Annotated in this window: 25 protein-coding genes; 16 read left to right on the top strand and 9 right to left on the bottom strand. The window is 67.5% G+C overall.

Going from position 1 to position 24,988, the window contains the following annotated elements:
- The first annotated feature begins 151 nt into the window (after window positions 1-151).
- The gene (locus NN4_RS37040) at window positions 152-1,039 is read left to right on the top strand and encodes a PDDEXK-like endonuclease domain-containing protein (protein WP_147140927.1); all 888 of its coding nucleotides are present in this window, start codon (window positions 152-154) and stop codon (window positions 1,037-1,039) included.
- 157 nt (window positions 1,040-1,196) lie between these two features.
- Here NN4_RS37040 and ramB read toward each other — a convergent pair whose 3' ends face one another.
- Window positions 1,197-2,603: an acetate metabolism transcriptional regulator RamB gene (gene ramB / locus NN4_RS37035; protein WP_147140925.1), complete on the bottom strand. Its 1,407-nt coding sequence runs from the start codon at window positions 2,601-2,603 to the stop codon at window positions 1,197-1,199.
- A 93-nt stretch (window positions 2,604-2,696) separates the two neighbouring features.
- On the opposite strand from ramB, the gene NN4_RS37030 reads away from it, so the two are divergent.
- The 6 genes from NN4_RS37030 to NN4_RS37005 all read left to right on the top strand — a co-directional run bounded on the left by NN4_RS37030 (window position 2,697) and on the right by NN4_RS37005 (window position 8,204).
- Window positions 2,697-4,208, top strand: a complete 1,512-nt coding sequence (locus NN4_RS37030) for an ATP-dependent DNA ligase (RefSeq protein WP_147140924.1) — start codon at window positions 2,697-2,699, stop codon at window positions 4,206-4,208.
- A gap of 402 nt (window positions 4,209-4,610) precedes the next feature.
- Window positions 4,611-5,846: a lipase family protein gene (locus NN4_RS37025; protein WP_147140933.1), complete on the top strand. Its 1,236-nt coding sequence runs from the start codon at window positions 4,611-4,613 to the stop codon at window positions 5,844-5,846.
- Window positions 5,847-5,938: 92 nt separating this feature from the next.
- Window positions 5,939-7,228: an inorganic phosphate transporter gene (locus tag NN4_RS37020; RefSeq protein ID WP_246181288.1), complete on the top strand. Its 1,290-nt coding sequence runs from the start codon at window positions 5,939-5,941 to the stop codon at window positions 7,226-7,228.
- 13 nt (window positions 7,229-7,241) lie between these two features.
- Window positions 7,242-7,526, top strand: coding sequence for a hypothetical protein (locus NN4_RS37015; protein ID WP_147140922.1), 285 nt, complete (start codon window positions 7,242-7,244; stop codon window positions 7,524-7,526).
- Window positions 7,527-7,536: 10 nt separating this feature from the next.
- The gene (locus tag NN4_RS37010; protein WP_147140920.1) at window positions 7,537-7,872 is read left to right on the top strand and encodes a DUF3349 domain-containing protein; all 336 of its coding nucleotides are present in this window, start codon (window positions 7,537-7,539) and stop codon (window positions 7,870-7,872) included.
- A 17-nt stretch (window positions 7,873-7,889) separates the two neighbouring features.
- Window positions 7,890-8,204, top strand: coding sequence for a DUF3349 domain-containing protein (locus NN4_RS37005; RefSeq protein WP_147140918.1), 315 nt, complete (start codon window positions 7,890-7,892; stop codon window positions 8,202-8,204).
- Window positions 8,205-8,971: 767 nt separating this feature from the next.
- Here NN4_RS37005 and NN4_RS37000 read toward each other — a convergent pair.
- Complete coding sequence (locus NN4_RS37000) at window positions 8,972-10,195, bottom strand: MFS transporter (protein WP_147140915.1); 1,224 nt, start codon at window positions 10,193-10,195, stop codon at window positions 8,972-8,974.
- A gap of 75 nt (window positions 10,196-10,270) precedes the next feature.
- Between NN4_RS37000 and NN4_RS36995 the strand changes: the two genes are divergently transcribed.
- A complete protein-coding gene (locus NN4_RS36995; protein WP_246181287.1) occupies window positions 10,271-11,104 on the top strand; it encodes a TetR/AcrR family transcriptional regulator in 834 nt (277 codons plus the stop codon).
- A gap of 61 nt (window positions 11,105-11,165) precedes the next feature.
- On the opposite strand, the gene NN4_RS36990 is transcribed toward NN4_RS36995, so the two are convergent.
- Window positions 11,166-12,992, bottom strand: coding sequence for an acyl-CoA dehydrogenase (locus NN4_RS36990; RefSeq protein WP_147140913.1), 1,827 nt, complete (start codon window positions 12,990-12,992; stop codon window positions 11,166-11,168).
- A gap of 157 nt (window positions 12,993-13,149) precedes the next feature.
- On the bottom strand, window positions 13,150-14,016 hold the full coding sequence (locus NN4_RS36985) for a nuclease-related domain-containing protein (RefSeq protein WP_147140911.1): 867 nt from the start codon (window positions 14,014-14,016) through the stop codon (window positions 13,150-13,152).
- Between the two features lie 317 nt (window positions 14,017-14,333).
- Between NN4_RS36985 and NN4_RS36980 the strand changes: the two genes are divergently transcribed.
- A complete protein-coding gene (locus NN4_RS36980; protein ID WP_147140931.1) occupies window positions 14,334-14,867 on the top strand; it encodes a carboxymuconolactone decarboxylase family protein in 534 nt (177 codons plus the stop codon).
- 9 nt (window positions 14,868-14,876) lie between these two features.
- Here NN4_RS36980 and NN4_RS36975 read toward each other — a convergent pair whose 3' ends face one another.
- Window positions 14,877-15,599, bottom strand: coding sequence for a TetR/AcrR family transcriptional regulator (locus tag NN4_RS36975; protein WP_147140930.1), 723 nt, complete (start codon window positions 15,597-15,599; stop codon window positions 14,877-14,879).
- Between the two features lie 296 nt (window positions 15,600-15,895).
- Here NN4_RS36975 and NN4_RS36970 point away from each other — a divergent pair, with 296 nt between their 5' ends.
- The gene (locus NN4_RS36970) at window positions 15,896-16,273 is read left to right on the top strand and encodes a VOC family protein (protein ID WP_147140909.1); all 378 of its coding nucleotides are present in this window, start codon (window positions 15,896-15,898) and stop codon (window positions 16,271-16,273) included.
- A gap of 120 nt (window positions 16,274-16,393) precedes the next feature.
- On the opposite strand, the gene NN4_RS36965 is transcribed toward NN4_RS36970, so the two are convergent.
- The gene (locus NN4_RS36965) at window positions 16,394-17,245 is read right to left on the bottom strand and encodes an SDR family oxidoreductase (protein WP_147140907.1); all 852 of its coding nucleotides are present in this window, start codon (window positions 17,243-17,245) and stop codon (window positions 16,394-16,396) included.
- Between the two features lie 99 nt (window positions 17,246-17,344).
- Here NN4_RS36965 and NN4_RS36960 point away from each other — a divergent pair, with 99 nt between their 5' ends.
- On the top strand, window positions 17,345-17,743 hold the full coding sequence (locus NN4_RS36960; RefSeq protein WP_147140904.1) for a winged helix-turn-helix transcriptional regulator: 399 nt from the start codon (window positions 17,345-17,347) through the stop codon (window positions 17,741-17,743).
- Window positions 17,744-17,797: 54 nt separating this feature from the next.
- A complete protein-coding gene (locus NN4_RS36955) occupies window positions 17,798-18,214 on the top strand; it encodes a PPOX class F420-dependent oxidoreductase (protein WP_107659679.1) in 417 nt (138 codons plus the stop codon).
- Here the strand turns inward: NN4_RS36955 and NN4_RS36950 are convergent, their stop codons facing one another.
- Both NN4_RS36950 and lpdA read right to left on the bottom strand, forming a co-directional pair.
- Window positions 18,215-18,916 carry a polysaccharide deacetylase family protein gene (locus tag NN4_RS36950; RefSeq protein ID WP_147140902.1) on the bottom strand — a complete coding sequence of 234 codons (702 nt, stop codon included), beginning with the start codon at window positions 18,914-18,916 and terminating at the stop codon, window positions 18,215-18,217.
- Window positions 18,917-19,037: 121 nt separating this feature from the next.
- Window positions 19,038-20,441 (bottom strand): dihydrolipoyl dehydrogenase, encoded by a 1,404-nt coding sequence (gene lpdA / locus NN4_RS36945; protein ID WP_147140900.1) that lies wholly within the window; start codon window positions 20,439-20,441, stop codon window positions 19,038-19,040.
- 144 nt (window positions 20,442-20,585) lie between these two features.
- Here lpdA and NN4_RS36940 point away from each other — a divergent pair, with 144 nt between their 5' ends.
- From NN4_RS36940 to NN4_RS36930, 3 genes are all read left to right on the top strand, one after another.
- Window positions 20,586-21,620 carry an AraC family transcriptional regulator gene (locus NN4_RS36940; RefSeq protein WP_246181286.1) on the top strand — a complete coding sequence of 345 codons (1,035 nt, stop codon included), beginning with the start codon at window positions 20,586-20,588 and terminating at the stop codon, window positions 21,618-21,620.
- A gap of 129 nt (window positions 21,621-21,749) precedes the next feature.
- Window positions 21,750-22,796, top strand: coding sequence for an NADP-dependent oxidoreductase (locus tag NN4_RS36935; protein ID WP_147140897.1), 1,047 nt, complete (start codon window positions 21,750-21,752; stop codon window positions 22,794-22,796).
- 95 nt (window positions 22,797-22,891) lie between these two features.
- Window positions 22,892-23,230: an MmcQ/YjbR family DNA-binding protein gene (locus NN4_RS36930; RefSeq protein WP_147140895.1), complete on the top strand. Its 339-nt coding sequence runs from the start codon at window positions 22,892-22,894 to the stop codon at window positions 23,228-23,230.
- Here NN4_RS36930 and NN4_RS36925 read toward each other — a convergent pair.
- Window positions 23,227-24,201: a dipeptidase gene (locus NN4_RS36925; RefSeq protein WP_147140893.1), complete on the bottom strand. Its 975-nt coding sequence runs from the start codon at window positions 24,199-24,201 to the stop codon at window positions 23,227-23,229. The genes NN4_RS36930 and NN4_RS36925 overlap by 4 nt on opposite strands.
- Window positions 24,202-24,408: 207 nt before the next feature.
- On the opposite strand from NN4_RS36925, the gene NN4_RS36920 reads away from it, so the two are divergent.
- Window positions 24,409-24,954, top strand: a complete 546-nt coding sequence (locus tag NN4_RS36920) for an AMIN-like domain-containing (lipo)protein (protein ID WP_147140891.1) — start codon at window positions 24,409-24,411, stop codon at window positions 24,952-24,954.
- Window positions 24,955-24,988 lie beyond the last annotated feature (34 nt).

Here is a 24,988-nt window from a genome sequence, read left to right as displayed (position 1 = left end):
CCGGTCTGTAGCGCGCCGAAGGGGACATGGCGGCGGGCTATTCGGGGGGGGTGGGTCGACAGCTGGGGATAGGTTCGGGGTTGGGGATAAGTGGCGGTCAGGAGGGTTGGCGGTGGGGCGGGACGCCATTGGGGTGGAGCAGGATTGGGGCATGGGGGTACTCGATGAGCCGTTTCCTGGTAGTTGGGCGTTGCGGGCCGGGCTGGTGCGGCGGTGGCAGTTGCGTACCGAGTACGAGCGGATCCATCAGGATGTGTACCTGCGCAAGGGGGTTGCGTTGGATGCGCGCGGGCGCGCGCTGGCGGCCGGGTATTGGGCGAAGGGGAAGGCCGTCCTGAGTGGGTTTTCGGCTGCGGCAATGCATGGCACTCGATGGCTCGACAGCAAGCCTGCGGAGATCACGTTGCCCGCGCATGTGCGCGCGCCTCGGGGTGTCCGGGTGTATCGCGATGCCATCCCGGATGACGAGGTGTGCTCGATCGACGGATTTCGTTGCACCACACCGGCTCGCACTGCCCTCGACCTGGGGCGCCACCTCGAGTTCGCCGAGGCGGTCGAAGTACTGGACGCGCTCTGCCAGGCGACAGGTCTGGAGTCGGCGGCGATCGAGCAGCTCATCGACCGCCATCCTGGTATCCGAGGATGCCGCAAGCTCCGAAAAGTGCTGCCTTATATCGACGGCGGTGCCGAATCCATCCAAGAATCCCGTACCCGCCTCATGTTATGCCAGGCAGGACTGCCTACGCCGGAGACCCAAATCCGCGTCTGCGACCGCTTCGGCCGGTGCCTCGCCCGCCTCGACATGGGTTGGCGCCGTTGGCAAGTCGCCGTCGAATACGACGGCGAGCAACACTGGACCGACCCCCACCAGCGCACCAAAGACATCGACCGCACCGCCACCCTGGAAGCCCTCGGCTGGACCCTCATCCGCGTCAACTCCACCCTCCTCACCACCGACCCCGCCAAATTCCTCACCCGAACCCGCCTAGCCCTCCACGCCAACGGCGCCCCGATCTGGCCTTCGCCCAACGGCACATAACGACACCCCCACCCGCCCTTCTCCGCCACCACGTCCCGACCGCCGCCCAGCTCCCCGCCGAACGGGACATGACGGGGCCCCCACCCGCACTTCCCCGCCACCACGTCCCGTTCGCCGCCTAGCTCGTTGTCCGGGAACGACTCGCTCGGTCTGACGCCTACTTCAGCACGTACGGGGACACCGAGCTGCGGTGTTCGCTGATGTCGAGGACCTTGCCGAGCGGCGGGAACGCCCGCTGCGGGCAGTTGAGCCGTTCGCAGACCCGGCAACCCGCGCCGATGGGGGTGGCCTGGACTTCGTCGAGGTCGATGCCGTCGGCGTAGATCACCCGGCCCGCGTGGCGCAGTTCGCAGCCGAGACCGATGGCGAAGGTCTTGCTCGGCTGGCCGTAGCGGGTGGCCCGGCGTTCAACCGTGCGGGCGACCCACAGGTATTTGCGGCCGTCGGGCATCTGCGCGATCTGCGTCATGATCTTGCCGGGGTAGGCGAAGGTCTCGTAGACGTTCCAGAGCGGGCAGGTGCCGCCGCTGGCGGAGAAGTGGAACCCGGTGGCGGACTGCCGCTTCGACATATTGCCCGCCCGGTCCACCCGCACGAAGGAGAACGGGACGCCGCGCAGTTTCGGCCGCTGCAGGGTCGAAAGCCGGTGGCAGATGGTCTCGTAGCTCTGCGTGAAGAACGCGGAGAGCCGCTCGATGTCGTAGCGGAAGTCCTCGGCGACTTCGTGAAAGTGCGTGTAGGGCAATACGGTTGCCGCCGCGAAGTAGTTGGCGAGCCCGAGCATCGCCAGCTTGCGGGTGTCCTCAGAGGCGAAATTGCCCTCCTCGACCAGCTTTTCGAGCAGTCCGCCGCATTCGAAATAGGCGAGCTCGGCGGCGAGCTTGAACGTGCGCTGACCACCGGACAGGTGCGGCGCGATCTCCAGCCGCTGAGTCTGCTCGTCGTACCGGTGCAGCACGCCCTCGCCGAGATCGATGCGCTCCACGATCCGCACATCGTGCGCGCGCAGGATCCGCGCCACCTCGCTGTTCACGTCGCCGCCGTGGAACCGGATGCGGGCGGTGAGTTCCTCTGCGGCAGTGTCCAATTCGTGGATGTAGTTCTGCCGCTGGTAGAAGAAGTCGCGCACCTCCTCGTGCGGCTTGCTGATCGCCGCGCTGCCCGAACCGTCGGAGAACCGGTCCTCGGTGGCGGCGGCCAGCTGGGCGGAGGTGTTGCGGTAACGGTTGTGCATGTTGACCAGCGCGCGGGCCATGCTCGGGTGTGCGGACACCATGTCCGCGATCTCCTGGGTGTCGGCCTCGATGCCCAGCTCCTGATCCATCACGACCTCTTGGAGCTCGGCGATGAGCCGGGTGTCGTCCTGAGACGAGAAGAAGGTCGCGTCGACGCCGAACACTTCGCTGATCCGCAGCAGCACCGGAACGGTGAGCGGACGCACGTCGTGTTCGATCTGGTTGAGGTAGCTCGCCGAGATCTCCAGCTTCTGGGCGAGTGAGACCTGGCTCAGCCCCCGTTCGGTCCGCAGCTGACGAAGCCGCGCCCCGACGTAAGTCTTGGCCATGCGTCCAGTTTATGGGCGTTTTCGCAAGCCTGCCAATGGGGAATTAGCAGCAGTGCTGAGCGATATGTCACAGGGAGGCGTTACCGTCGACTCGTGTTGTTCTCGCATGTCGTCCAGGCTTCGGAGACGGTCCGCGCGACCAGGTCACGCAAGACGAAGATCGCCACCTTCGCCGAGCTGTTGACCGCCGCCGCGCCGGACGAACTCGCGCCGGTGGTGGCGTGGGCATCCGGCGAGCTACGGCAGGGACGGATCGGCACCGGCTGGCGCACCCTCACCGCGGTGGACACTACTCCGGCACTCGTTGCGACGCTGACGGTTTCGGCGGTCGATGCCGCACTGTCCGACCTGGCCGAGACTTCGGGTGCCGGATCGGCGGCCAGGCGCAAGGCCCTGCTCTCCGCCCTCTGGACCGCCGCGACCGCGGACGAGCAGGCGTTCCTGCTGCGCCTGCTCACCGGTGAGCTGCGCCAAGGGGCGCTCACCGCGATCGTCAGCGAGGCCGTCGCCGTGGCTGCGGGAGTGCCGGTCGAGCTCGTGCGCCGGGCGTACATGCTGTCCGGTCGGCTGCCGGTGACCGCGATCGCGGCACTGACCGGCGGCGTCGAGGCACTCAGCGAATTCCGGCTCGAGGTGGGCCGGCCGATCCAGCCGATGCTCGCCTCGCCCGGCGCCTCGCTGGACGAGGCATTGACCGAGTTCGACGGGGACGTGAGCGTCGAGATCAAGATGGACGGCGCACGGATCCAGGTGCATCGCGATGGTTCGCGGGTGTGGGTGTTCACCAGGACGCTGCGCGATATCACCGCGGGCGTGCCGGAACTGGTGGAGCTGGTCGCCGGGCTCGACTGCACCAGCGTTGTGCTGGACGGGGAGACCCTCGCGCTCACCGATGCCGGACGGCCGCGGCCTTTCCAAGAAACAATGAGCCGGTTCGCCGAGGTGAGTTCCACCAGGGAACTGCTGCTGCACCCGTACTTCTTCGACTGTCTGCACCTGGACGGTGCCGACCTGCTCGACGCCCCGCTGTCCGAGCGCCGCGCCGCGCTCACCAAAGTAGCCGCCGCGCAGAGCATTCCCGCGCTGATCCGGCCCGACGAAGAAGCCGCCGCGGAGTACTTCGACGGCGCGCTCGCCGCGGGCCACGAGGGCGTGATGATCAAATCGCTGTCCGCGCCCTACGCGGCGGGCAGGCGCGGGCGGTCCTGGCAGAAGATCAAGCCGACGCACACCCTCGACCTGCTGGTCCTCGGCGCGGAATGGGGTTACGGGCGCCGCACCGGTTACCTGTCGAACCTGCACCTCGGCGCTCGTGACCCGGAAACCGGCGAGCCCGTCATGGTCGGTAAGACCTTCAAGGGCCTCACCGATGCGTTGCTGCAATGGCAGACGGCCGAGTTCCCCCGGCACGAACGCGCCCGCGACGAGCAGACCGTTTACCTGTGGCCCGAACTGGTCGTCGAGATCGCCCTCGACGGCGTCCAGGTCAGCCCGCGCTATCCCGGCGGGGTGGCGCTGCGCTTCGCCCGCGTGGTCCGCTACCGCCCCGACAAGGATCCCGCCGAAGCCGACACCATCGACGCGGTCCGCACGCTTCTTCCTTAGCCGGCAGTCGGGCAAGACGTCACCGTGCCGCACCGCTGAGGGGAGCGTTCCACGCCCTCAACGCAGAACCCGATCGCACAGCGGGGCATGGCGGAGTGTCCGCTCGCGCTGCGCGCACAACGTGCCCGTCGAACGGGACGTGGCGGAGCGCCCACTCACACTTCGCCGCAGCCACGTCCCGTGCGCTGTCGCGCGGTTGGGATGTGGGCACCTCGCGGGTGATCGCAGCCACGCCCGTTCGCCGCCGACGCGCGGGAGTCCGGCCGATGTCGGGCGGTTCGCGATGGCCGGTGCGAAGATTGCTCTGCCACTGCAAGTGTGGGCTCCTCAGGGGTGTAGGTCCACGTCAGACTGCAGGGGTTCGGCAGGTTTCTGCTTCGGGAGCGGGGTCAAGTGGGTTCGATGACGGGGCGGTTCTGTGCCGTTGCCCTTGCGGTACTGGTGGCGTTCGGCGCGGTGCTCGGCGTCAACTCGCACGCCAGTCCGCTCGATGAATTGCTGTTCCCGTCCCGCGAAGTCGCCGGGATCATGCCGACGCCGCTGGGCGATCCGTTCTATGTGCCGCCGGTCGGCTTCGAAAGCCGCAACCCTGGAACGGTACTCGCGTCGCGCCCGGGCGGCACCGGGGTGACGATGGTCCCGCTGACCTCGACGGAGCTGCTGATCCGCTCCACCGACGCGAAGGGCAATCCGGTCCCGGTGGTGGCCACCCTGCTGATGCCGACGGCCCCGTGGACCGGCCCCGGCCCTCGTCCGCTGGTGAGCCTGAACCCGGCGATCGATTCACTCGGGCACCGGTGCGCGCCGTCCTACGAGCTGCGGATGGTGTCGAGCAAGCTGTGGCAGGCGCAGATCCCGCTGTCGAAGGGGTACGCGGTGCTGGTGCCGGATCATCAGGGTCCGCGTCAGGCGTACGCGGCGGGCCTGATGGCCGGGCATGCGGTGCTCGATGCGATTCGCGCTGCGGTCCAGACGCCGGAACTCGGCTTGGCGCCGGACGCGCCGACCGTGGTCACCGGCTATTCCGGCGGCGCCATCGCGTCGGGGTGGGCGGCGCAACTGGCGCCGGCGTATGCCCCGGAGATCAATCTCGTCGGCGCCGCGTTCGGTGGCGTGCCCGCCGATTTCACCCTGCTGCTCGACACCATGAACGGTCGCGATGCCGCGTCCGGGGTATTCCTCGCCGCGACCTTGGGGTTGGCGCGGGAGTACCCGGAGATGCTCGACCTGATGAACGACAACGGCTGGCGCATGGCGCGCATCGGCAAGGATTTCTGCATGGCCGCCGAGGAGTTCGTCGGCATCGTGGCGCCGATTCCGGTGCAGGCGCTCACCGATGTGGCGGCGCCGACCGAGCTGCCGTTCATTCGGGAGATCCTGGCGCAGAATCGGCTCGGTGCCATGCCGCCGACCGTCCCGGTGTTCATGTATCACGGTCTGAACGAGTTCTGGGTGCCGCTGGCGGGGGCCGAGAACCTCTACACCGACTGGTGCCGCGGCGGTACCCAGGTGAATTTCCAGATTTATCCCGGTGAACACTTCATCGTCAGTACCAGCGGAATCCCCGGCACCCATGCCTGGATAGACGACCGCTTCGCCGGTAAGCCGGTGCCCCCCGGCTGCACCCGATTCGGCTGATAGGGGACAGGATCCGACTTTATCGCACCGGCGACGCGCGGTTAACCGCAACCACCCGGCAATCATATTGACCCGTGCCGCACACTGGACACGTGACCGTCGAATTACTGGTTCTCCTGATCGTCATCGTCACGGCACTCGCATTCGATTTCACCAACGGCTTCCATGACACCGCCAACGCCATGGCGACCTCGATCGCCACCGGCGCGCTCCGGCCGCGCGTCGCGGTCGCGTTGTCCGCGGTGCTCAATCTGATCGGCGCCTTTCTCTCGGTCGCCGTCGCCGCCACCGTGGCCAAAGGCATCGTCCGCCTCGATGCCGTGCAGGGGCATGATCTGCTGATCATCGTCTTCGCCGGACTGGTCGGCGGCATTCTCTGGAACTTGCTCACCTGGCTGTTCGGCCTGCCGTCCAGTTCCTCGCACGCACTGTTCGGCGGCCTGATCGGTGCCACCCTCGCCGCTCTCGGTTTCAGCGGCGTGATCTGGGCGGCCGGCTCGGACGGCGTGCTCACCAAGATCATTTTGCCCGCCGTGCTCGCGCCGATCATCGCGGCGATGGTGTCGGCCATCGGCACCTGGCTGGTCTATCGGATCACCCAGAAGTCCGATCCGGCGAAGGTGGAGACGGGTTTCCGCTGGGGCCAGATCGGTTCGGCGTCGCTGGTCTCGCTGGCGCACGGCACCAATGACGCGCAGAAGACGATGGGCGTCATCTTCCTCGCGCTGGTCGCACACGGCTCGCTGACCAAGAACGATGAGATGCCGCTGTGGGTGATGGCCGCCTGTGCCGTCGCCATCGCGGCCGGTACCTACCTCGGCGGCTGGCGGATCATCCGCACCCTCGGCAAGGGTCTCGTCGAGATCGAATCGCCGCAGGGTCTGGCCGCCGAATCCGCGTCGGCGGCGATCATTCTCACCTCGGCCCACTTCGGGCTGCCGCTGTCGACCACGCAGACCGCGACCGGCTCGATCCTGGGCACCGGGCTCGGCAAGGGTGCCGAGGTGCGCTGGGGTGTGATGGGGCGGATGGTGGTCGCGTGGCTGTTCACGCTGCCGCTGGCCGGTCTGGCCGGTGCCGCGTGCTGGGCGATCGCGCACTTCATCGGCGGGTTGGCCGGTGTGCTGGTGGTATTCGCGATCCTGCTGGCGTTGTCGGGTCTGATCTATCTGCGCTCCCGCAAGGATCCGGTCGACACCACCAACGTCAACGAATGGCCGGGTGACACGCCGGGCGCGCCGACCAGTGTTGCGAAGGCCGAGGCGGCCCGCGACGAGCCGGCCGCCGAACAGGACGAATCAGGCGGCCCGAAGGACTCGGCACCGAGCGGCGGCAACGCGGCCGCGGAACCCGGTAAGTCGCCGCGGTCGGCGCAGGTTTAGAGAGGAGCAGGACGTGCATACGCTCATCACCAATCTGAACTCCCTGTGGAAGGTCGCGCTGGCCGGGCTGATACTCGGGGCGGGGTTGCCTATGGTGTTCGCGGTCGGCGTCCGGTTCTGGTCGATGGCGGGAACGGTGACCCCGGACGGCCGGGTGACGCAACGCAACTACCCCGCGCTGACCGTCGCGCTACTCTGCTTCGGACTGATCATCGCGGCGATCATCACCGGGATCCTCTATACGGCAAAGGCTTTCATCGCCGCGAGGTTCGGCATTCACCTGTTCGGACAGTCCTGAAGGGCGCAATGTGACCGATCAAGCGAAACCCGCAGAGCTCAGGCCGAAGGTACTCGGCCGGATCGTCGGCTGGCTGCGGGCCGGCTACCCGCAGGGCATCCCGCACTCCGACTATGTCGCCTTGTTCGCGGTGCTGCACCGGCATATCACCGACTTCGAGGTGGTCGCGATCGCCGAGGAACTGGCGGCGGAGAACCCGAACAGCGAGATCACCCGCGCCGAGATCGAGGACGCCATCGCGCGGGTCGCGAAGGAACAGCCGGACGAGGTGGACGTCGCCAGGGTCGCCTCGCACCTCGCGGCAGGCGGTTGGCCACTCGCCGACCCACCCGCCGACCTCGACTGAGCAAGCAGCGTTCACCGATGCCACCCTTCCTGAACGCCATCATCGACTGGCTGCGCGCCGGCTATCCGGACGGTGTCCCGGAAGCCGACTACATCCCGCTGCTCGCCCTGCTCCGCCGCCGCCTCTCCGACGACGAGGTCCGCCAAATCGCCGCCGAACTAGCGGGTTCCGGTGATTTCCCCGCCGACAAAACCGACATCCAAGTGATGATCACCAAGGTCACCAACGAAATGCCCTCGGAGGCAGACGTTTCGCGCGTGCAGACGCGATTGGAAGCCCACGCCTGGCCCCAGAACGGCGCGGCCCCCGAGGACCCCGACCCGCCGTCCTAGTCGTCGATCCGGGATGCCTGGCTACATCGAACCGTGGGTAAATACCGTTCGATGTCCGGGCGCTCCACGTTCAGTGGCACATGGCTGCGGCGAAACGCGAGAAGCCTCCTCCATGGTGCGCCACTAACGAATTCACCACCGCTCCCAGCGGACTCCCAGCGGAGCTGGGGCGACCATTGAGGTGCGCCAGGCAAGCTGGACCTCGTCGGAATCACCTGACCACCCCGACAACTCACCCGGTGGGCCACTGCCCGGCCCACCACCCCTCGGCCGGCGGCGCCCGCTCCTCGCCCGCGCCGCCGGCCGCCCACTCCCAAACCAAAAGGGGCGTGCTGGCGTAGATCTGCAGGTGTGCCCGCCATCATGTCCCGCTAGGCGGGGAGCCGGATGGTCAACGGGACATGGTGGCGCGAACCAACAGGTACGCCTACCTTCATGTCCCGCTCGGCGGAAAGCCGGGCGGTGAACGGAACATGGTGGCGTGAACCAGCAGGTACGCCTGCCTTCATGTCCCGCTCGGCGGAAAGCCAGATGGTCAACGGGACATGGTGGCGCAGATCTGCGGGTGGGCCGGCCGCGAACGGTTCCGGCCTGATCAGGCAGCCGCCAACAATGCCGACCTAGCCAGGCAGCCGTGACGGTCCGGGTCTAATCAGGCAGCCGCCAACGGTCCCGACCTGATCAGGTAGCCGCCGAGCCCGCCGCAGACCAGCAGCGGCGCGACGGGTGATCGGATCGGCAGCGCGGCCGTCAACTCCATCGAATACTCAGGTAGCCAATGTCTTTCGTTGAATGCGCAGGCCCACGAGGGTCATCGCCAACGCGGCGACGAGCAGGGCGGCCAGGGTCCAGGCCAGGGCGGAAAAACCGTGCGGCGCAGCGGCGGCCGCGACCAGTGGGCCTGCGGTGGCGCCCACGTAGAAGCTGAACATCGCGACCGACATTGCGGCGGCACGGGATTCGCCACCCAGCTCGCCCGCGCTCTGCAACACCGCAGGCGCGATGATGCCGAGCCCGCCGACGAGCACGGCCAGCAGGATCGTCAGCACCGCGAGGTGCGTGCCCTCGAAGGTGGCGGCCACCATCGCGGCGGCGGCGACCAGCACCCCGAGCACGATCTGACTGTGCTTGGACAGCCGCGCCAACGGCACGGCCAGCAGTGGCAGCGCCACCATCACCGGCAGCGCACCCGCGCGCAGCGTGAGCAGCTCGCCGGAATCGGTGACCACACCGGTCAATTCGAGTCCGGTGTAGATGCCGACCATCACCGCCATGCTCATCGCGCCGGCCACCAGCATCGGCAGCAGCGGCAGGATACGCAGCACCGCGGGGATCGCGGCGTAGCTGTGCCGCAACGGCAGATCCCGGCCGGTCGGGGCGTCGTCGAGCATCACCGCGCGCAGTGCGAACGCGAGCACCGCGAAAAAGACTGCTGAGCCGAGGAATACGGTGCGCCACGGGAACGAGGCGACCACGGCCTGCGAAACGATCTGCGCGACAACGGTCGCGGCGAGGAACGAGGTGGCGATGGACATGGTCACCACCGCACGGTGCGCGGGTGCGATACGGGTGGCGACGTAGGCCATGATCGCGGGCGGAATGGACCCGACGACGAGGCCCTGCACGATGCGCAGCACCAGGGCGACCGGTGCACTGAAAGCCAGACCGGTCAATAGGGTGACCACCGCGGCGACCAGCATGCCGGTCATCAGCACCCGGCGATGTCCGTAGCGATCCGACAGCGGTCCGAACAGTACGAAGCCGCCCGCATAGCCGAAGGCGAACGCGCTGATGATCCAGGTCATCACACCGGAGCCGACGTTCCAGTCGGCTTTCATGGCCGTGAACAGGGGAATCGGCACATACATCTGGCCGGTGGCGAGCAGCGCGGCGAGCACGAAGACGGGCAGGGTGCGCGCGGTGTGGGCGCGCGGGGAGGCGGGCGCGGTGGCCGGAGTACCGGTCGTCAGCGGAAGGGTCGGCGTAGCCATGGGGACGACAGTAGGACTGCCGCGCGGCCATTGTCAACCAAATAGTTGGTTTAATGAGATGGTAAAGTCGGGACCATGACGGCCACGATGAAGCGCAGTGACGCGACCAAACAGGCGCTGCTGCGTGCCGCCCGAGACGAATTCGCCGAATACGGCCTGGCGGGCGCGCGCGTCGATCGCATCGCCGACGCGGCGGGGGTGAACAAGGAACGCATCTACGGCCTGTTCGGCAGCAAGGACAAGCTCTTCGACGTGATCCTGATCGACACCATGCGCGAGTTCATGGACGTGGTCCAGCCGTTGACCGAGACCGACCCCGGCCGCTACGTCGGCAAGCTGTTCGACTACCACAACAACAACCCGCAGCTGCTGCGCCTGCTGCTGTGGGAGGGCCTGCACCGCGGCGTCGACGCGCACGACATCGACGGCTGGCGCGCCCAGCACTACGAGCAGAAATTCGACAGGGCCAGCGAGCAATTCGGCGTCGACGCCCGGTACGCGGGCCGATTGCTGCTCGCCCTCTGTGGCATGTCCAACTGGAGCCTGGCCGTGCCGCAGACCACCCGCCTGCTGCTCGGCGACAACGCCGAGGACAAGGACGCGACCCGGGAGTTCATGCAGGAGTTCGCCAGGGCGGCGATGCGCAACTTCCCGCCCGCCCCGGAGCCCGCCACGGCGACGGAGACCACGCCGGTCAATGACTTGACCACTCCGGCGGACCACCCGACGAGTGTCGACCGCGCTGCGCAACGACTCCGCGACGCCCAAGCAGCGGCCGACGCGGCCCGCGACGAGCTGGCCGCAGCCCTGCGCGCCGCGCACGCCGAGGGCACCAGCGCCAACCAGCTGGCCCGCCAGGTCTCAGGCACCCTGTCCCGTCCGGTGGTCCTGAAGCTGCTCGCCGACTGAACGCCAGAAGGCGCCCTGTACCCGGCTGAGCGAGTACGGGACGCCTTCGGTCGGCTGCGGGCTAGAACGCCGCTTCGTCCAACTGCATGATGTCGTTATCGATCGCGGCGATGATCGCCTTGTTCGCGGTCAGCTCCGGCAGCACGTTCTTCGCGAAGAAGCTTGCCGCAGCGACCTTTCCGGTATAGAACGCCCGATCCTTCTCCGGCGCCTCGGAAGCCAGTGCGGCGGCCGCGATCTCGGCCTGCACCAGCAACCGCCAGCCGATGAGCAGGTCACCGACCGAGAGCAGAAAGCGCACCGAGCCGAGACCGACCTTGTACAGCTCGGCCGGATCCTGCTGGCCCGCCATCAGGAAGCCGGTCAGCGTGGCCGCCATCGCCTGCACGTCGGCCAATGCCGTACGCAGCAGCTCGCGTTCGGTCTCGAACCGCCCGCTCTTGGTGTCGAGGAACGCGGCGATCTGCCCGGTGACGTGCCCGATCGCCACGCCTTTGTCCCGAATGATCTTGCGGAAGAAGAAGTCCTGCGCCTGGATCGCGGTGGTGCCCTCGTAGAGCGAGTCGATCTTCGCGTCGCGGATGTACTGCTCGATCGGGTAGTCCTGCAGGTACCCCGAACCGCCCAGCGTCTGCAGGGATTCGGTCAGATATTGATAGGCCCGCTCCGAACCGACACCCTTGACGATCGGCAACAGCAGATCGTCGACCCGATGCGCCAATTCGGCGTCCGCGCCCGAAACCAGCTCCGCCACATCGGGATTCTGATGCGCCGCCGTGTACAGGTACACCGCGCGCAGGCCTTCGGCGTACGCCTTCTGCAGCGCCAGCGAGCGCCGCACATCCGGATGCCGGGTGATCGGCACGCGCGGCGCGGCCTTGTCGCTCATCTGGGTCAGGTCCGCCCCCTGGATGCGCTGCTTGGCGTAGTCCAGCGCGTTCAGGTACCCGGTGGACAGCGTGCCGGTGGACTTGATGCCGACCACCATGCGCGCGTTCTCGATCACCTGGAACATCTGCGCGATGCCGTTGTGCACGTCACCGACCAGCCAGCCGACCGCGGGCACCTCGCCGCCGAAGGTGAGCTCACAGGTGGGCGAGGACTTCAGGCCCATCTTGTGCTCGACATTGGTCGCGTACACGCCGTTGCGGGCGCCGAGCTCGAGTGTCTCGGGATCGAACAAGAACTTCGGCACGTAGAACAACGACAGGCCCTTGGTGCCCGGTCCCGCGCCTTCCGGGCGGGCGAGGACCAGGTGGAACATGTTTTCCGCGGTGTCGCCGACATCGCCGCCGGAGATGAACCGCTTGATGCCCTCGATGTGCCAGGTACCGTCGGGCTGCTCGATCGCCTTGGTGCGGCCCGCGCCGACATCGGAGCCGGCGTCGGGCTCGGTCAGCACCATGGTGCCCTGCCAGCCGCGTTCGTAACCCTCGGCGGCCCAGCGCTGCTGCTGTTCGTTGCCGACGTTGTAGAGCACCGAGCCCATCACCGGGCCCATGTTGAAGAAGCACGCCGCCGGGTTGGCACAGACGATCATCTCCTGGACGGCCCAGACCACCGCGGCGGGCGCGGGCGTGCCGCCCATCCCCTCGGGCAGGCCGAGCCTGCTCCAGTCGGCGTCGTGTGCGGCCGTGATGGACTTGCGCAGCGCGTCGGGCACCGAGATCGAGTAGGTGGCCGGGTCGAACGCGATCGGATCACGGTCGGCGGCCGCGAAGGACTCCGCGATCGGCCCCTCGGCCAGCCGCTTCACCTCGGCCAGGATCTCCCGCACGGTGTCGGAGTCGAGATCGCCGTAGGCGCCCGTGTCGAGCAGCTTGTCGAGCCCGAACACCTCGAACAGATTGAACTCGATGTCTCGCACGTTCGCCTTGTAGTGACCCACGACGGTCCTCCCAGGTTTCGGCCGTTCTGACGATGTACAAACGCAGCCTGCCGTACCGCGGCGACACTACGCAACCGTAAGCTCGGTGCCCCCTCACCGAGGTTCACCAGCCGGTAACCGCCAGCGTTCACCGGACAACGGGTCCCCCGAACGGTGCTCAGCAGTCCGGCTGGAACGGCCAGCAGGTAGTCGGCGGGGTCGTTGTCGGTGCCGGGGTTGTCGTGCTCGTCTCCTCGGGCGTGGGATGGGAAGAATCTCGCGCCAACGAGGTGGCGACCACGCCGATCACCGCGAGCATCCCGACGACCGCCAGCCCGACCACGGTCCACCCGGCATAGGAATGCCGTTTCGTAGGGACCCCCGGCGTCGGCTCGACCCGCGGTTTCGGCGGACGCGGTATGACACTCGGGGTTTGCTGCGGCACCTCTTCGAAACCGGCGGCGATCAGGTCCGCCCGGGACGGCGCGAGCTCGGCGAGGCCGAGTGCGGTGCAGTCCCGGAGCACGCGGTCGGCCGTCCACTTCCGCGCCCCGGCCGAGAACCCTTCGAGATAGATGCGCAATTCGGTGGCATCGGCGACATTGCCGACGACGACATCGAGACCCGGTCGCAGGTTGGTGCGCGACGGGCGCACCACCGCGCCCCGAAACGGTACGAGAACGACGGCGCCGCATACGTGCCCAGGATCGAGCAACGCCCGCTCCAGCGTGGTCTTCACTGTGTGAATTCCGTGCTCCAGCCGATCGGAGGGGCTGCCCGCCGGCTCGTCCAGGTCCGCATCGGCGTCACTGATCTTCCACGGGCCCTCGGCGGCGATGCTGAGAATGCCGCTCTGCCTGCGGCGAAAGCCCTTGACCTCGAGCACCGTCAGCCCGCGCGGCGTCCAGATCACCGCGTCGATCTGCCGGTCGCCGACCCGCAGATCGATCACGGCGAGGGCGGCCGAAGGGTAGGAGCGCAGACATTCGACGAATTCTTGTTCGGCCCCGGACAGCTGCGCCCCGGGCCTGACCCTCACCAGCATGTCGAGCTTGTCCGCCTCTCCGCATCATCAGGCCGTGCTGGATCAGCGCCACATAGCTGCGCTGCCGGGCCGCGGTCTGGAGCATGGCGAGCTCTGTGCGCCCCATCGAGGTACCCGTATCCGCACGAAATCGATCGTAACGGTGTAATCCCCAGGCTGCGCGGGCAATTCGGCAGCTGCCCGACCTGCGCGGCACTATGAGTCGGTCGTGGCCATCGATCCCGGGCGTACTCGCCGGTAGGCTGACGGCTCGGCCCGGCGCCGCCCGGCCGCTCACCCCTCGTACCCGGAGGAGCCGACAGAGCATGGTTTCAGCGCTGCGACCACGCATTTCACCTGGACGCCTGCGGGAGCTGGGCCCGATCAATTGGGTTGTCTGGCAGGTGCTTTCCAAGGCTGCAGGCACCGACGACGCCCACCTGTTCAGCACACTGGGCCGCACCAGAGGGCTATTTCGCGGCTGGCTGCATTACTCCGGCAAACTCATGCCGGGGGGCAGGCTGCCCCGGCACGAGTCGGAGCTGGTCATTCTGCGCGTTGCGCACCTGCGTGAGTGCGAATACGAGATGGACCACCACATCCGGCTCGGCAAGCGCGCCGGGGTCACGGCGGAGATCCTCGACCGCGTGCGCACCGGACCGGACTCGCCGGGCTGGACCGACAAGCACCGCGCCCTGCTCGCCGCCGTCGACCAGTTGGTGCAGACCCGCGACCTGGACGACGCGCACTGGGCGGCACTGGCCGGGCACTACGACGAGCGCAGCCTCATCGAGATCGTGCTGCTGGTCAACCAGTACGAAGGGCTGGCCGCCACCATCACCGCACTGCGCATCCAGCGCGACGGGGTGTAGCGCAGGCGCTCAGCGCTTTTCGATGAGCGTGGCCAAACCGTCGAGGACCCGGGCGAGGCCGAAGTCGAAGGCATGGTCGGCGCTGTAGGCGGCGTCGTGAGTCATCCCGGCGGTCGCTCCGACGCGGGCGCCGACCGGGTATTGCCGCGGGTCGAAGACCTGCTCCAGTAACGGCGCGGCGCGCTCCCACCACTGGTGATCCGACATCGCGCTGTCCGCGGCCGCGCGTGCGGCGTCGATCGCGATGCGGGCCACCGAGGTGACGAAACCGAGAACGTAGGTGAGTGAGGCGTCTATCGTGACGTCGTCCAGGCCGAGGCCCTCGAACGCGCGCAGTTCGTAGTCGTACTTGGCGGCCATGCCGGGGCCGAGCGGCGGGCGGGTGGTCGGCAGGTAGGCGACCCACGGGTGGCGCGTCAGCATGGCGCGGTTCGCCATCGCGATGGCGGTGACCCGGTCGCGCCACGGCAGTTCCGTCAGGTCGGCGCGGTCCATCTCGGCGTAGACCTTGTCCACCATCAGGTCGATCAGCTCGGCCTTGCCCGGCACATAGGTGTAGGTGGCCATGGGGGTCAGGCCCAATTCGGTGGCGACCGCGCGCATGGTGAGCGCGTCGATGCCTGCGGTGTCGGCGATCTCGATGGCGGCGGCGACCACGGCGTCCACGCTGCTGCGCTGTTTCGGGCCGCGCGTCGGCGTCTGGCTGCCCGCGACCCGCCACAACAACTCCAGCGTGCGAACGGGATCGCCTGCGCTGCTGCGGTCCTGTCTGCCCCGACGCGATTTATCGACGGGCTTCCCGCCGGTGCGGTTTGCCGCGTTCTGGCCGGTGCGCTCTGCTGCGTTATCGCCGACGCGCTGCTCCGAACCCTCGCTGCCCCGCTGCGCCGAACCGTCGTCCACCTTGCCTCCTCGCCTGGTCGCCCCGATGGTATCGGCGTGACGCAGGTCATAGTGCGGCCGCCCGGAAATTCTTCTACAAAGTATAGCGTACTAAGTATAGAGTTAATTGATCCCGAGGAGGGCTCATGAATATCACCGCTTCCGCCATCTCGCTCAACGTTCCCGATCCGCAGGCCTCGGCGAAGTTCCTGATCGACCACCTCGGCTTCGTCGAGAAGATGTCGGCCGACGGATTCGTCTCGCTGGACCGGCCCGATGCCGGGTTGAACGTGATCTACCTGCGCACCGGACTGAAGAGCTTCAAGCCGAGCAGCGCGGCGGGCAGCGCGGGCGAGGGACTGCTCGTGGTGTTCGTGGTGGACGACATCGACGCGGAGTACGCCCGACTACAGGGCGAGGGCGTGCCGATCGTCACGCCGATCGAGACCGAGGAGTGGAATGAGCGCTACTTCCAGATGAGGGATCCGAACGGGATCATCGTGCAGCTCGTGCAGTGGGTGTGAGCTGCTGACGGCGGGGTTCCGCATCAGGAACCCCGCCGTGCACCCCGGCCTGGACGGACACTTTCGCCGAGTCGAGCGGCGATTCAGCGCAATGCTCGCGAAAGTGTCCGTACAGCACGGTTATCCGAGCGCCGCGCGGAACACCTCGACCGCAGGCGTTGACGCCCGGCCCAGCAGCTTCTGCAGGTCGCCGCTGTGCACATCGAGGATGCCCGTCGCGATGCCGGCGTCCGCGTCGGCGAGAGTCGTCGCGTAGGCAGCGGGCAGCCCTGCCTGCTCGAGCACGGCGGCATAGTCCGCCTCGGCCAGGTTCTCGTAGCGCACCGGCTTACCGGCCGCCTCCGAAATCACCTGGGCCAGATCGGCATACATGAGGTGTTCGTCGCCGCCGAGCTCGTACACCTGACCGGCGTGCCCGTCGGTGGTGAGCACCTTCGCGGCCACCGCCGCGTAGTCGGCGCGCGCCGCACCGGCCACCCGGCCCTCCCCCGCCGCGCCGTGCAGCACACCGGACTCGACCGCGTGTGTGAGCCCGCCGAGGTAGTTCTCCCAGTACCAGCCGTTGCGCAGAATCACGTGCGGGACAGTCGCCGCCGCGAGCACCGCCTCGGTGCCGATGTGCTCCTGGGCCAGGATCAGCGGGTTCTCCGTCGCGCGCGGAATGCTGGTGTAGGCGAGCAGTTGCACGCCGGCGCGCTCGGCGGCGCGAATGACGTTGGTGTGCTGCGCCACTCGGGCGCCGAATTCATTACCGGAGACCAGCAGCACGCGATCGACCCCGGCGAGCGCACGATCGAGCGAGTCGGCGTCGTCGTAGCTCGCCTGGCGCACCTCGGCGCCCAGTTCGGCGAGGTCGGCGACCTTCTGCGGATCACGCACGATCGCGACCACCGAGGTGGTGCCCTCGCGCAGCAAAGCCTGTACGGCGAGACGGCCCAGTTGTCCACTGGCACCGGTGACGGCAACGGTCATGACTACCTCCAAGAGTATGTACGGTTCAGCAAGCACTAACTATTAGTAAGTACTATGCATTCATACACCACTTTGGTCAAGATAGGTACTATCGGGTGTATGAGTACGCAGCGCACATCGTCGCCAGATCTGGACGATCCGACGCTGGAAGCCGACGTTTTCGCGAAAGATTGCACGTCACGCCCGGTTTTGCAGAACGTGACCAGCCGCTGGGGCATCCTCGCCCTGGTCGCGCTGCGTGACGGCTCGTACCGATTCAGCGCACTGCGCAGGCGCGTCGACGGCGTCAGCGAGCGGATGCTCTCGCAGACCCTGCAGGCGCTGGAACGCGACGGCATGGTGCACCGCGAGGTGCACGAAACCATCCCACCGCGCGTCGAATACACGCTGACCGAGCTCGGCGCGCAGGTCGCCGAGCAGCTCCACTCGCTGATCCACCTGGTGGAGCAGAGCATGCCGCAGGTCCGTGCCGCCCAGGAGAGCTACCACCGGGATTGATCCCGGTTACGCGCGCTGGGAAGAGACCTGGATCACACGCGGTTGAATAGCACCATGGAACTCGCCCAAGCAGTCGACTTCGCCCGCAAACACCAGAGGTCGATCCTCACCACGATCCGGCGCAACGGCCGCCCACAACAGTCCAACGTGCTGCACGTGATCGGCGGCGACGGCCTCATTCGCATCTCCATCACCGCCGACCGCGCGAAGTACCACAACCTGGTGCGCGAGCCATGGGCCGCCATCCACGTCAGCCGCGAGGACTTCTTCGCCTACGCCGTGATCGAGGCCATCGCCTCGGTCACGCCGGTCGCCGAAGATCCACACGACGCCACCGTGGACGCGCTCGTCGACTACTACCGCGCCGCGAACGGTGAACACCCCGACTGGGACGACTACCGCCGAGCCATGGTCGCCGATCGGCGCGCCTTGGCCATCCTCACCCCGACGCACGCCTACGGCATGCTCTGATCAGCGCTTCAGCAGATCCGACACCGTGACGAAGGTGTAGCCCGCGGCACGGAGTTCGGCGACGATGCGCGGGATGGCGGCCAGCGCGGGCGCCGCGTACTCGTGCATGACGTGCAGCAGAATGATCGAGCCGGGGCGAACCTGCGCCACGGTGTCGGCGACGAGTTTGTCGGCGCTCGGCTTCCCGCCGGAGTCGGGCTCGACATCCCAGGTCACCGTGGTGCGGTCGTGGTCGGACAGATATTTCGGCAGCGCCCACAGCTTCTTGCCGTTGGGCGGACGGAACGTAATGGGGCCCTGGTAGCCGGTTTTCGCGATCTCGGCGTCGGTGCGTTCGATCTCGTCGCGGACGGTGTCGGCGGAGACCAAGACCATGCGGCGATGGTTGTAGGTGTGGTTGCCGATCTCGTGGCCGGCCTCGGCGATCGCTTTGCCGTGCGCCGGGTGGGCAGCCAGATCGCGCCCGTTCAGATAGAACGTGGCCGTAACCTGGTTGTCCGCCAGCGTTTTCAGCACCTCGGGCGCTTTGTCGGTCGGGCCGTCGTCCAGCGTCAACGCGACCACCTTGTCGGTGGTGTCGACCCGATCCACCAACCGCCCCGCCAACTGGTACGTCCGCGAATTCATCAGGTAATAGCCGCCGACCGCCGCCGCCAGCACGACGACGAGCACCAATGCACCACCGATGAGCCACTTCCGCATCCCTGCTGTCTAGCAGACCGGCGCGACGTTGGCGAGCCGACCACCGGCCCGTTGCGGTACGAAAAACGGTGGCGCCCAGACCTTTCAGGCCCGGACGCCACCGTCGGCGATCAGCGGTCGATCAGAAGTTGATCATGTGGCCGGCGAGGCCGTGGAAGGCTTCCTGCAGCGCCTCGCTGAGCGTGGGGTGGGTGTGCACGTTGCGGGTGAGCTCGTTGATCGTGAGGTCCCACTTCTGCGCCAGGGTGAGCTCGGGCAGTAGCTCCGAGACGTCCGGGCCGATGAGGTGGCCGCCGAGCAGCTCGCCGTACTTGGTGTCGGCGACCAGCTTGACGAAACCGGTCGGATCGCCGAGGCCGTGCGCCTTGCCGTTGGCGGTGAACGGGAAGGTCGCGACCTTCACGTCGTAGCCCTCGTCGCGGGCCTGCTGCTCGGTCAGGCCGAAGCTGGCGACCTGCGGCTGGCAGAAGGTGGCGCGCGGCATCATCCGGTAGTCACCGAGGGTGACGGTGTCCGCACCCGCGATGGTCTCGGCGGCGACCACACCCTGCGCCTCCGCGACGTGCGCGAGTTGCAGCTTGGCGGTCACGTCGCCGATGGCGTAGATGTGCGACACGTTGGTGCGCATGTAGTCGTCGATCGCGATGGCGCCGCGGTCGGTGAGCTGGACGCCCGCCGCCTCCAGTCCGTAGCCCTCGACGCGGGGCGCGAAGCCGACGGCCTGCAGCACCTTGTCGACGGTGACCGTCTCCACGTTGCCGGACTTGTTGTCCTTGATCGCGACGGTGACCTTGGCGCCGTCGTCGTCGATCGACTGCACGGCGGCACCGGTGCTGATGGTGATGCCGAGCTTCTTGTACTGCTTGGTGATCTCCTTGGAGACGTCGGCGTCCTCGTTCGGCAGCGCGCGGTCCAGGAACTCCACGATGCGCACATCGACGCCGTAGTTCTTCAGGACGTAGCCGAACTCCATGCCGATCGCGCCCGCGCCGACGATGAGGATCGAGCCGGGCAGGTCGCGGGTGAGGATCTGCTCCTCGTAGGTGACCACGTTGTCGCTGAGCTGCGTGCCGGGCAGCAGCTTGGTGACGGTGCCGGTCGCGATGATCGCGTTGTCGAACGTGACGGTCTCGGTGCCGCCCTTGGACAGCTCGACCGAGAGCGTGTTCGCGTCGGTGAAGGTGCCCTTGCCGTCGAACTCGTCGATCTTGTTCTTCTTCATCAGGAAGTGGACGCCCTTGACCCGGCCGTCCGCCACCTTGCGGCTGCGGTCGAACGCCACGCCGAAGTCGAAGCTCACCTCGCCCGAGATCCCGAAGGTCCTGGCTTCCTTGGTGAAGATGTGCGCCAGCTCTGCGTTACGCAGCAACGCCTTGGAAGGGATGCAGCCGACGTTCAGGCACACACCGCCCCAGTACTTTTGCTCGACGATCGCGGTACGGAGGCCTAACTGTGCCGCACGGATGGCGGCGACGTAACCGCCAGGACCGGCACCGAGAACGACAACGTCGTAATGGGAAGTCACGACACCGAGCCTAACTCTGTCGCTACGAGTTGGCCCACCGGTCCCCCACAACAATGCGCCGTAGGCCACACCTGGGCGAAAGTTCGGTGTTCGCCCGGGCGATCGAGTAGGGAACCGGACATATCGGCTCGCTACTGTGTGGCCGTGGTGGAGAGTCGGTCAAGGGGTGCGGCGCCTATCGACGGCACTGCTTCGACACACCTCATCCGGCTCGTCCGTGATACGGCCCGACGGGCCGGTGTCGGAGCGGACCAGCTCTCGGCGATCCACGGCATCGACGACGGAGTGCTCGCCGGGGAGCTCAATCGCATTCCGCTGAGCTCGCTGGTGCGGTTGTGGGAGCTGCTCGCTGAGCTCGGGCCGGAGCCGGGTGCTGGGCTCGCCGTGGTCACTGCCGCGCCGCTCGGGACCTTGACCACCTGGGACTATCTCGTCACGAACGGACCGACGCTGGCGGACGCGCTGCGGGCCGCGCAGCCGTACCACCGGTTGGTCACGGCGGCGGCCGAGGGTTTCGACCTCGCGCACGACGGCGATCTCACCGTCGGGTTCCGCACCACCGCGGGTGACCCGGCCGTCGCCGCGGTGATCAACGAGTATGTGCTCGCCTACTACCTGCGGCGTGCCCGTGAAGCCACCGGACGGCAGGTGATCCCGGCCCGTGTCGCGTTCAGCCGGGCCGCGCCGAACAACCACGACGCACTGCTCGACGCGTTCGGCACCGACCGCATCGAGTTCGACGCGCCGGCCGACACCATCACCTTCACCGCCGCGGACGCCACCGCCGCACTGCCCCGCGCCGACCCGATGCTCGCGGACCTCCTACGCAGCCACGCCGACCTGGTCCTGTCCACCGCCCGCGTGATCCCCGGCCCACTGGAAGCGTTCCGCGTCGCGCTGGCCGCCGCCCTCGCCGCCGGTGACGCGTCGCTGGCCACCGTCGCCCGCCGACTGGCGGTCAGCCCACGAACCCTGCAACGGCAGCTCGCCGAGCACGGCACCACCTGGCGCACCGAGTACGACCAGGTCCGCTACGAACAGGCGAAAACCCTTCTCGCCGAAGGACATCTGACCACCTCCGCCATCGCCGACCGCCTCGGCTTCACCGACGACCGCGCCCTCCGCAAGGCCGTCCACCGCTGGGCCGGAACCTCCCCCACTCACCTCCGAACCAACTGACCCCGCCAGACGTGTCGCGTTTGGACCGGGGGGTGGCGTTTCGGGACCTGGGGGTGGGGGGGTTCGGCTCATAACGTTCTCGGTACCGGATCGAATGGTTCGGGAAGACAGCGAAGTAGAGGCAGAGCGATGAGCATTCAGACCACTCAGGGACCGGTCACCGAGGGCGTACTGCCGCAGATCTCGCGAGAGATTCAGCTGGCGGCGCGGCCGGTCGGCGCGCCGACCGCGCAGAATTTCGCGTTGGTGCGGCGGCCGATCGAGGAGCTTGCCGACGGGCAAGTCTTGGTGCGCAACACCTGGATGTCGGTGGATCCCTACATGCGGGGACGGATGGACGATCGACCGTCCTACATCGCGCCGTTCGAATTGGCTGCGGCACTGGAGGGTTCGGCGGTCGGCGAGGTGATCGCGTCGAAGGCGGCGGGTATCGCGGTGGGCAGCACGGTGTCGCACTTCGCGGGCTGGCGGGAGTACGCGGTGCTCGACGCGGCTGCGGTGACCCCGATCGACACCTCGCTCGCCGCGGCGCACCACTACCTCGGCGCGCTGGGCACCACCGGCCTCACGGCGTACGCCGCACTGACCGATGTGGCGCCGGTGAAACCCGGTGACACCGTGTTCATTTCGGCGGCGGCGGGCGCGGTGGGCAGTGTGGCCGGGCAGATCGCCAAGGCGCTCGGGGCGGCCAAAGTGATCGGGTCCGCGGGTGGGCCCGCCAAGACCAGGCTGCTGCTGGACGAATTCGGCTTCGACGCCGCGATCGACTATCGGGCAGGTGATCTGGCCGGTCAGCTCGCCACGGCCGCGCCGGCGGGCATCGACGTCTACCTCGACAGTGTCGGCGGCGAACACCTGCGGGTCGCCGTCGAGGCCATGCGGCCGAAGGGCCGGATCGCGCTCGTCGGCGCGATCAGCGGCTACAACGGCGACACCGCCGAGCCGGGCCCCGACCTGTACAAGGCTGCGACGCGGGAGGTTTCGCTGCGCGGCATGCTGGTGAACAGTTACTTCCCGATCTTCGGCGAGTACATCGGCAAGGCAGCCGCCTGGCTGGCCGACGGGACGATCCGCACCACCGAGACCGTCTACGAGGGCATCGAGCAGGCGCCTGCCGCGTTCCTCGGCGTGCTCTCCGGTGCCAACACAGGCAAGATGCTGGTTCGTCTCGGATGAACCAGCGGTGTGGCGCGGCCGATACGGTCGCGCCACAGGCGTCTCCAGCGGTTCGATCCGACCTACCTGTCGCACCCCGTCGCAATAATGAACCGATGGTGACAGCTGACGACGTACGCCGGATAGCGATGAGCCTGCCGCGAACCACCGAGGCGCTGGTCCGCGACCGGGTCAAGTATCGGATCGGCCGGATCGTCTACCTCGCGCTGTCCGCCGACGAAACACGCATGGGCTTCGCCTATCCCAAGGCCGAGCGGGCGGCACTGGTCGCCGCCGAGCCGGACAAATTCATGATGCCGCGCCCGTCGGACGAGCGGTACAACTGGGTTCGGGTGCGGCTGGCCGCCATCGATGAGGCGGAACTGACCGAACTCGTCGTCGAGGCCTGGCGCATGTGCGTCCCCAAGCGGGTGTCCGCCGAGCACCTGGGTTAGTCGCGCCACACCTGCGCGGCGACCCGGGAGAAGTTGCCGCCGAACACTGCCGCTCGATCGGCGGCCCTGAAGCCCCGCCGCGCCAGCACCTCATCCAGGCCGGGCACCCGCTCCGTGCCGAGCAACTCCTCTGGCGGAATCCATTGCAGTGGGCCCCATTTGGTGTACGACTCGGGATACAGCTCTGGATGGTCGGTGAGCATGCCGTTGAAGTCGTCGGCGTCGAACGAATAGTCCGAACCGATCCCGATGTGCTCGATGCCGACCAGCTCCACGCCGTACTCGACGTGATCCGCCATGGCCTCGATCCGAGCGGCGCCTTCGTCAGCCCTGTTGTGGCCCAAGAAGATACCCACCCCATTGATTCCGATCACGCCACCGGTGGCGGCACAGGCCTTCGCCTGTTCGTCGCTGATATTGCGCGGATGTGCCCACAGCGCGGCGAAATTGGAGTGGCTGTAGATCATCGGCACCTGCGTGTGCGTAGCCAGATCCAGCCCGGTGCGCACCGAACAGTGCGAGCCGTCGACGAACATGCCGACCTCGTTGAGCGTGCGCACGAGGTCACGGCCGTAGGCAGTGAGCCCGGTGTCCTCGGCATCGAGGCAGCCGCACCCCGCGGCATTGGCGCTGTTGTAGGTCGGCAGCATCGAACGGACGCCGTACTCATAGAACAGCGCCACATTGTCCAGGTCACCACCGAGCGGCCCCGAGTCCTCCAGATCGAAGGCGAGGGCAATGGTTTCCGGGTCGCCGATATCGGAGTGGCTGTGCACCAACCGGAATCGACCGTCGGCGAGCGCGTCCGTGCGATATTGCCGGGTCAGCTTCAGCGAATCCTCCGTCGTATGCGGCGAATACCCGACATTCACCGACAGATACGACCCGAGCGGATAGCGCGCGAGGTCCGCGATCCGCGCCGAAGGCACCAGCGGTAAACAGCAGTGCTGCTCCCAGAGAAACGGCGGCAAAGAAACCTCCTGGTCGGATCAGCGTCGAACTCGCGATCCTACTGAGCCCGTGCCAGGACCACCGTCAGGTGCGTGCGGTGTCGAACGCGTATCGAACCGATATACCAAGGTCACGAATCCTTTTCGACTGCGGTGCGGCAGTAACGCTCTGCCCGATTCGCCCGATTCATCGAATAATTCGTTCTTACTGCCTGAAGGCGGTGCGGCATGCGTCGCATATTTCTGTTGTTCACCTCCGTCGCGACTCTCGTCGGCCTGTGGATCATTCCCGGACCGGCCGCGGCAACTCCCTCCTACTGCGGATTGGTGTGGGGTTCGCTCGATAAAGCGAGCCCTCCGATGTCGACCGGCCCGGTCAACGGCGTTCGGTCCGGTCGGCACGAATGCTTCGATCGGCTCGTCATCGACCTCGCGGGTTCGGCGCCCGGCTATCACGTCGGCTACGTCGACAGGGTGACGATGGACGGGTCCGGCACACCCGTGCCGCTGCGTGGCGGGGCGTTCCTGAATGTGGTCGTGCACGCGCCCGCTTACAACGAGGCGGGCCAACCGACCTACCAGCCGCAGAACCGCAATGAGCTGGTGAATGTGGCCGGGTACCAGACCTTCCGTCAGGTGGCCTGGGCCGGCTCGTTCGAGGGGCAGACGACGGTCGGTCTCGGCATCCGCGGACGGCTGCCCATGCGGGTGTTCACCCTCGACGGACCGGGTAGCGGAGCACGGGTCGTGGTGGATGTAGCGCACTTCTGGTAACCCCAGGGACCTGGTCCGACCCGCTCGGCAACAA

Origin of the sequence: Nocardia ninae NBRC 108245, from assembly GCF_007990755.1 — a bacterium.
Classification (GTDB): Bacteria; Actinomycetota; Actinomycetes; order Mycobacteriales; family Mycobacteriaceae; genus Nocardia; species Nocardia ninae.
This window is presented reverse-complemented; position numbering and strand designations above follow the sequence as displayed.

What these genes read in the sequence shown, in the direction of transcription:
- NN4_RS36960 (WP_147140904.1), top strand. Translation starts at nt 17,345, where the DNA reads ATGAGTACGCAGCGCACATCGTCGCCAGATCTGGACGATCCGACGCTG.
- NN4_RS36930 (WP_147140895.1), top strand. Translation starts at nt 22,892, where the DNA reads ATGGTGACAGCTGACGACGTACGCCGGATAGCGATGAGCCTGCCGCGA.
- NN4_RS36950 (WP_147140902.1), bottom strand. Translation starts at nt 18,916, where the DNA reads ATGCGGAAGTGGCTCATCGGTGGTGCATTGGTGCTCGTCGTCGTGCTG.
- ramB (WP_147140925.1), bottom strand. Translation starts at nt 2,603, where the DNA reads ATGGCCAAGACTTACGTCGGGGCGCGGCTTCGTCAGCTGCGGACCGAA.
- NN4_RS36965 (WP_147140907.1), bottom strand. Translation starts at nt 17,245, where the DNA reads ATGACCGTTGCCGTCACCGGTGCCAGTGGACAACTGGGCCGTCTCGCC.
- NN4_RS36935 (WP_147140897.1), top strand. Translation starts at nt 21,750, where the DNA reads ATGAGCATTCAGACCACTCAGGGACCGGTCACCGAGGGCGTACTGCCG.
- NN4_RS37025 (WP_147140933.1), top strand. Translation starts at nt 4,611, where the DNA reads ATGACGGGGCGGTTCTGTGCCGTTGCCCTTGCGGTACTGGTGGCGTTC.
- NN4_RS36955 (WP_107659679.1), top strand. Translation starts at nt 17,798, where the DNA reads ATGGAACTCGCCCAAGCAGTCGACTTCGCCCGCAAACACCAGAGGTCG.
- NN4_RS37000 (WP_147140915.1), bottom strand. Translation starts at nt 10,195, where the DNA reads ATGGCTACGCCGACCCTTCCGCTGACGACCGGTACTCCGGCCACCGCG.
- NN4_RS36920 (WP_147140891.1), top strand. Translation starts at nt 24,409, where the DNA reads ATGCGTCGCATATTTCTGTTGTTCACCTCCGTCGCGACTCTCGTCGGC.
- NN4_RS36970 (WP_147140909.1), top strand. Translation starts at nt 15,896, where the DNA reads ATGAATATCACCGCTTCCGCCATCTCGCTCAACGTTCCCGATCCGCAG.
- NN4_RS36995 (WP_246181287.1), top strand. Translation starts at nt 10,271, where the DNA reads ATGACGGCCACGATGAAGCGCAGTGACGCGACCAAACAGGCGCTGCTG.
- NN4_RS36985 (WP_147140911.1), bottom strand. Translation starts at nt 14,016, where the DNA reads ATGCTGGTGAGGGTCAGGCCCGGGGCGCAGCTGTCCGGGGCCGAACAA.
- NN4_RS37005 (WP_147140918.1), top strand. Translation starts at nt 7,890, where the DNA reads ATGCCACCCTTCCTGAACGCCATCATCGACTGGCTGCGCGCCGGCTAT.
- NN4_RS37040 (WP_147140927.1), top strand. Translation starts at nt 152, where the DNA reads ATGGGGGTACTCGATGAGCCGTTTCCTGGTAGTTGGGCGTTGCGGGCC.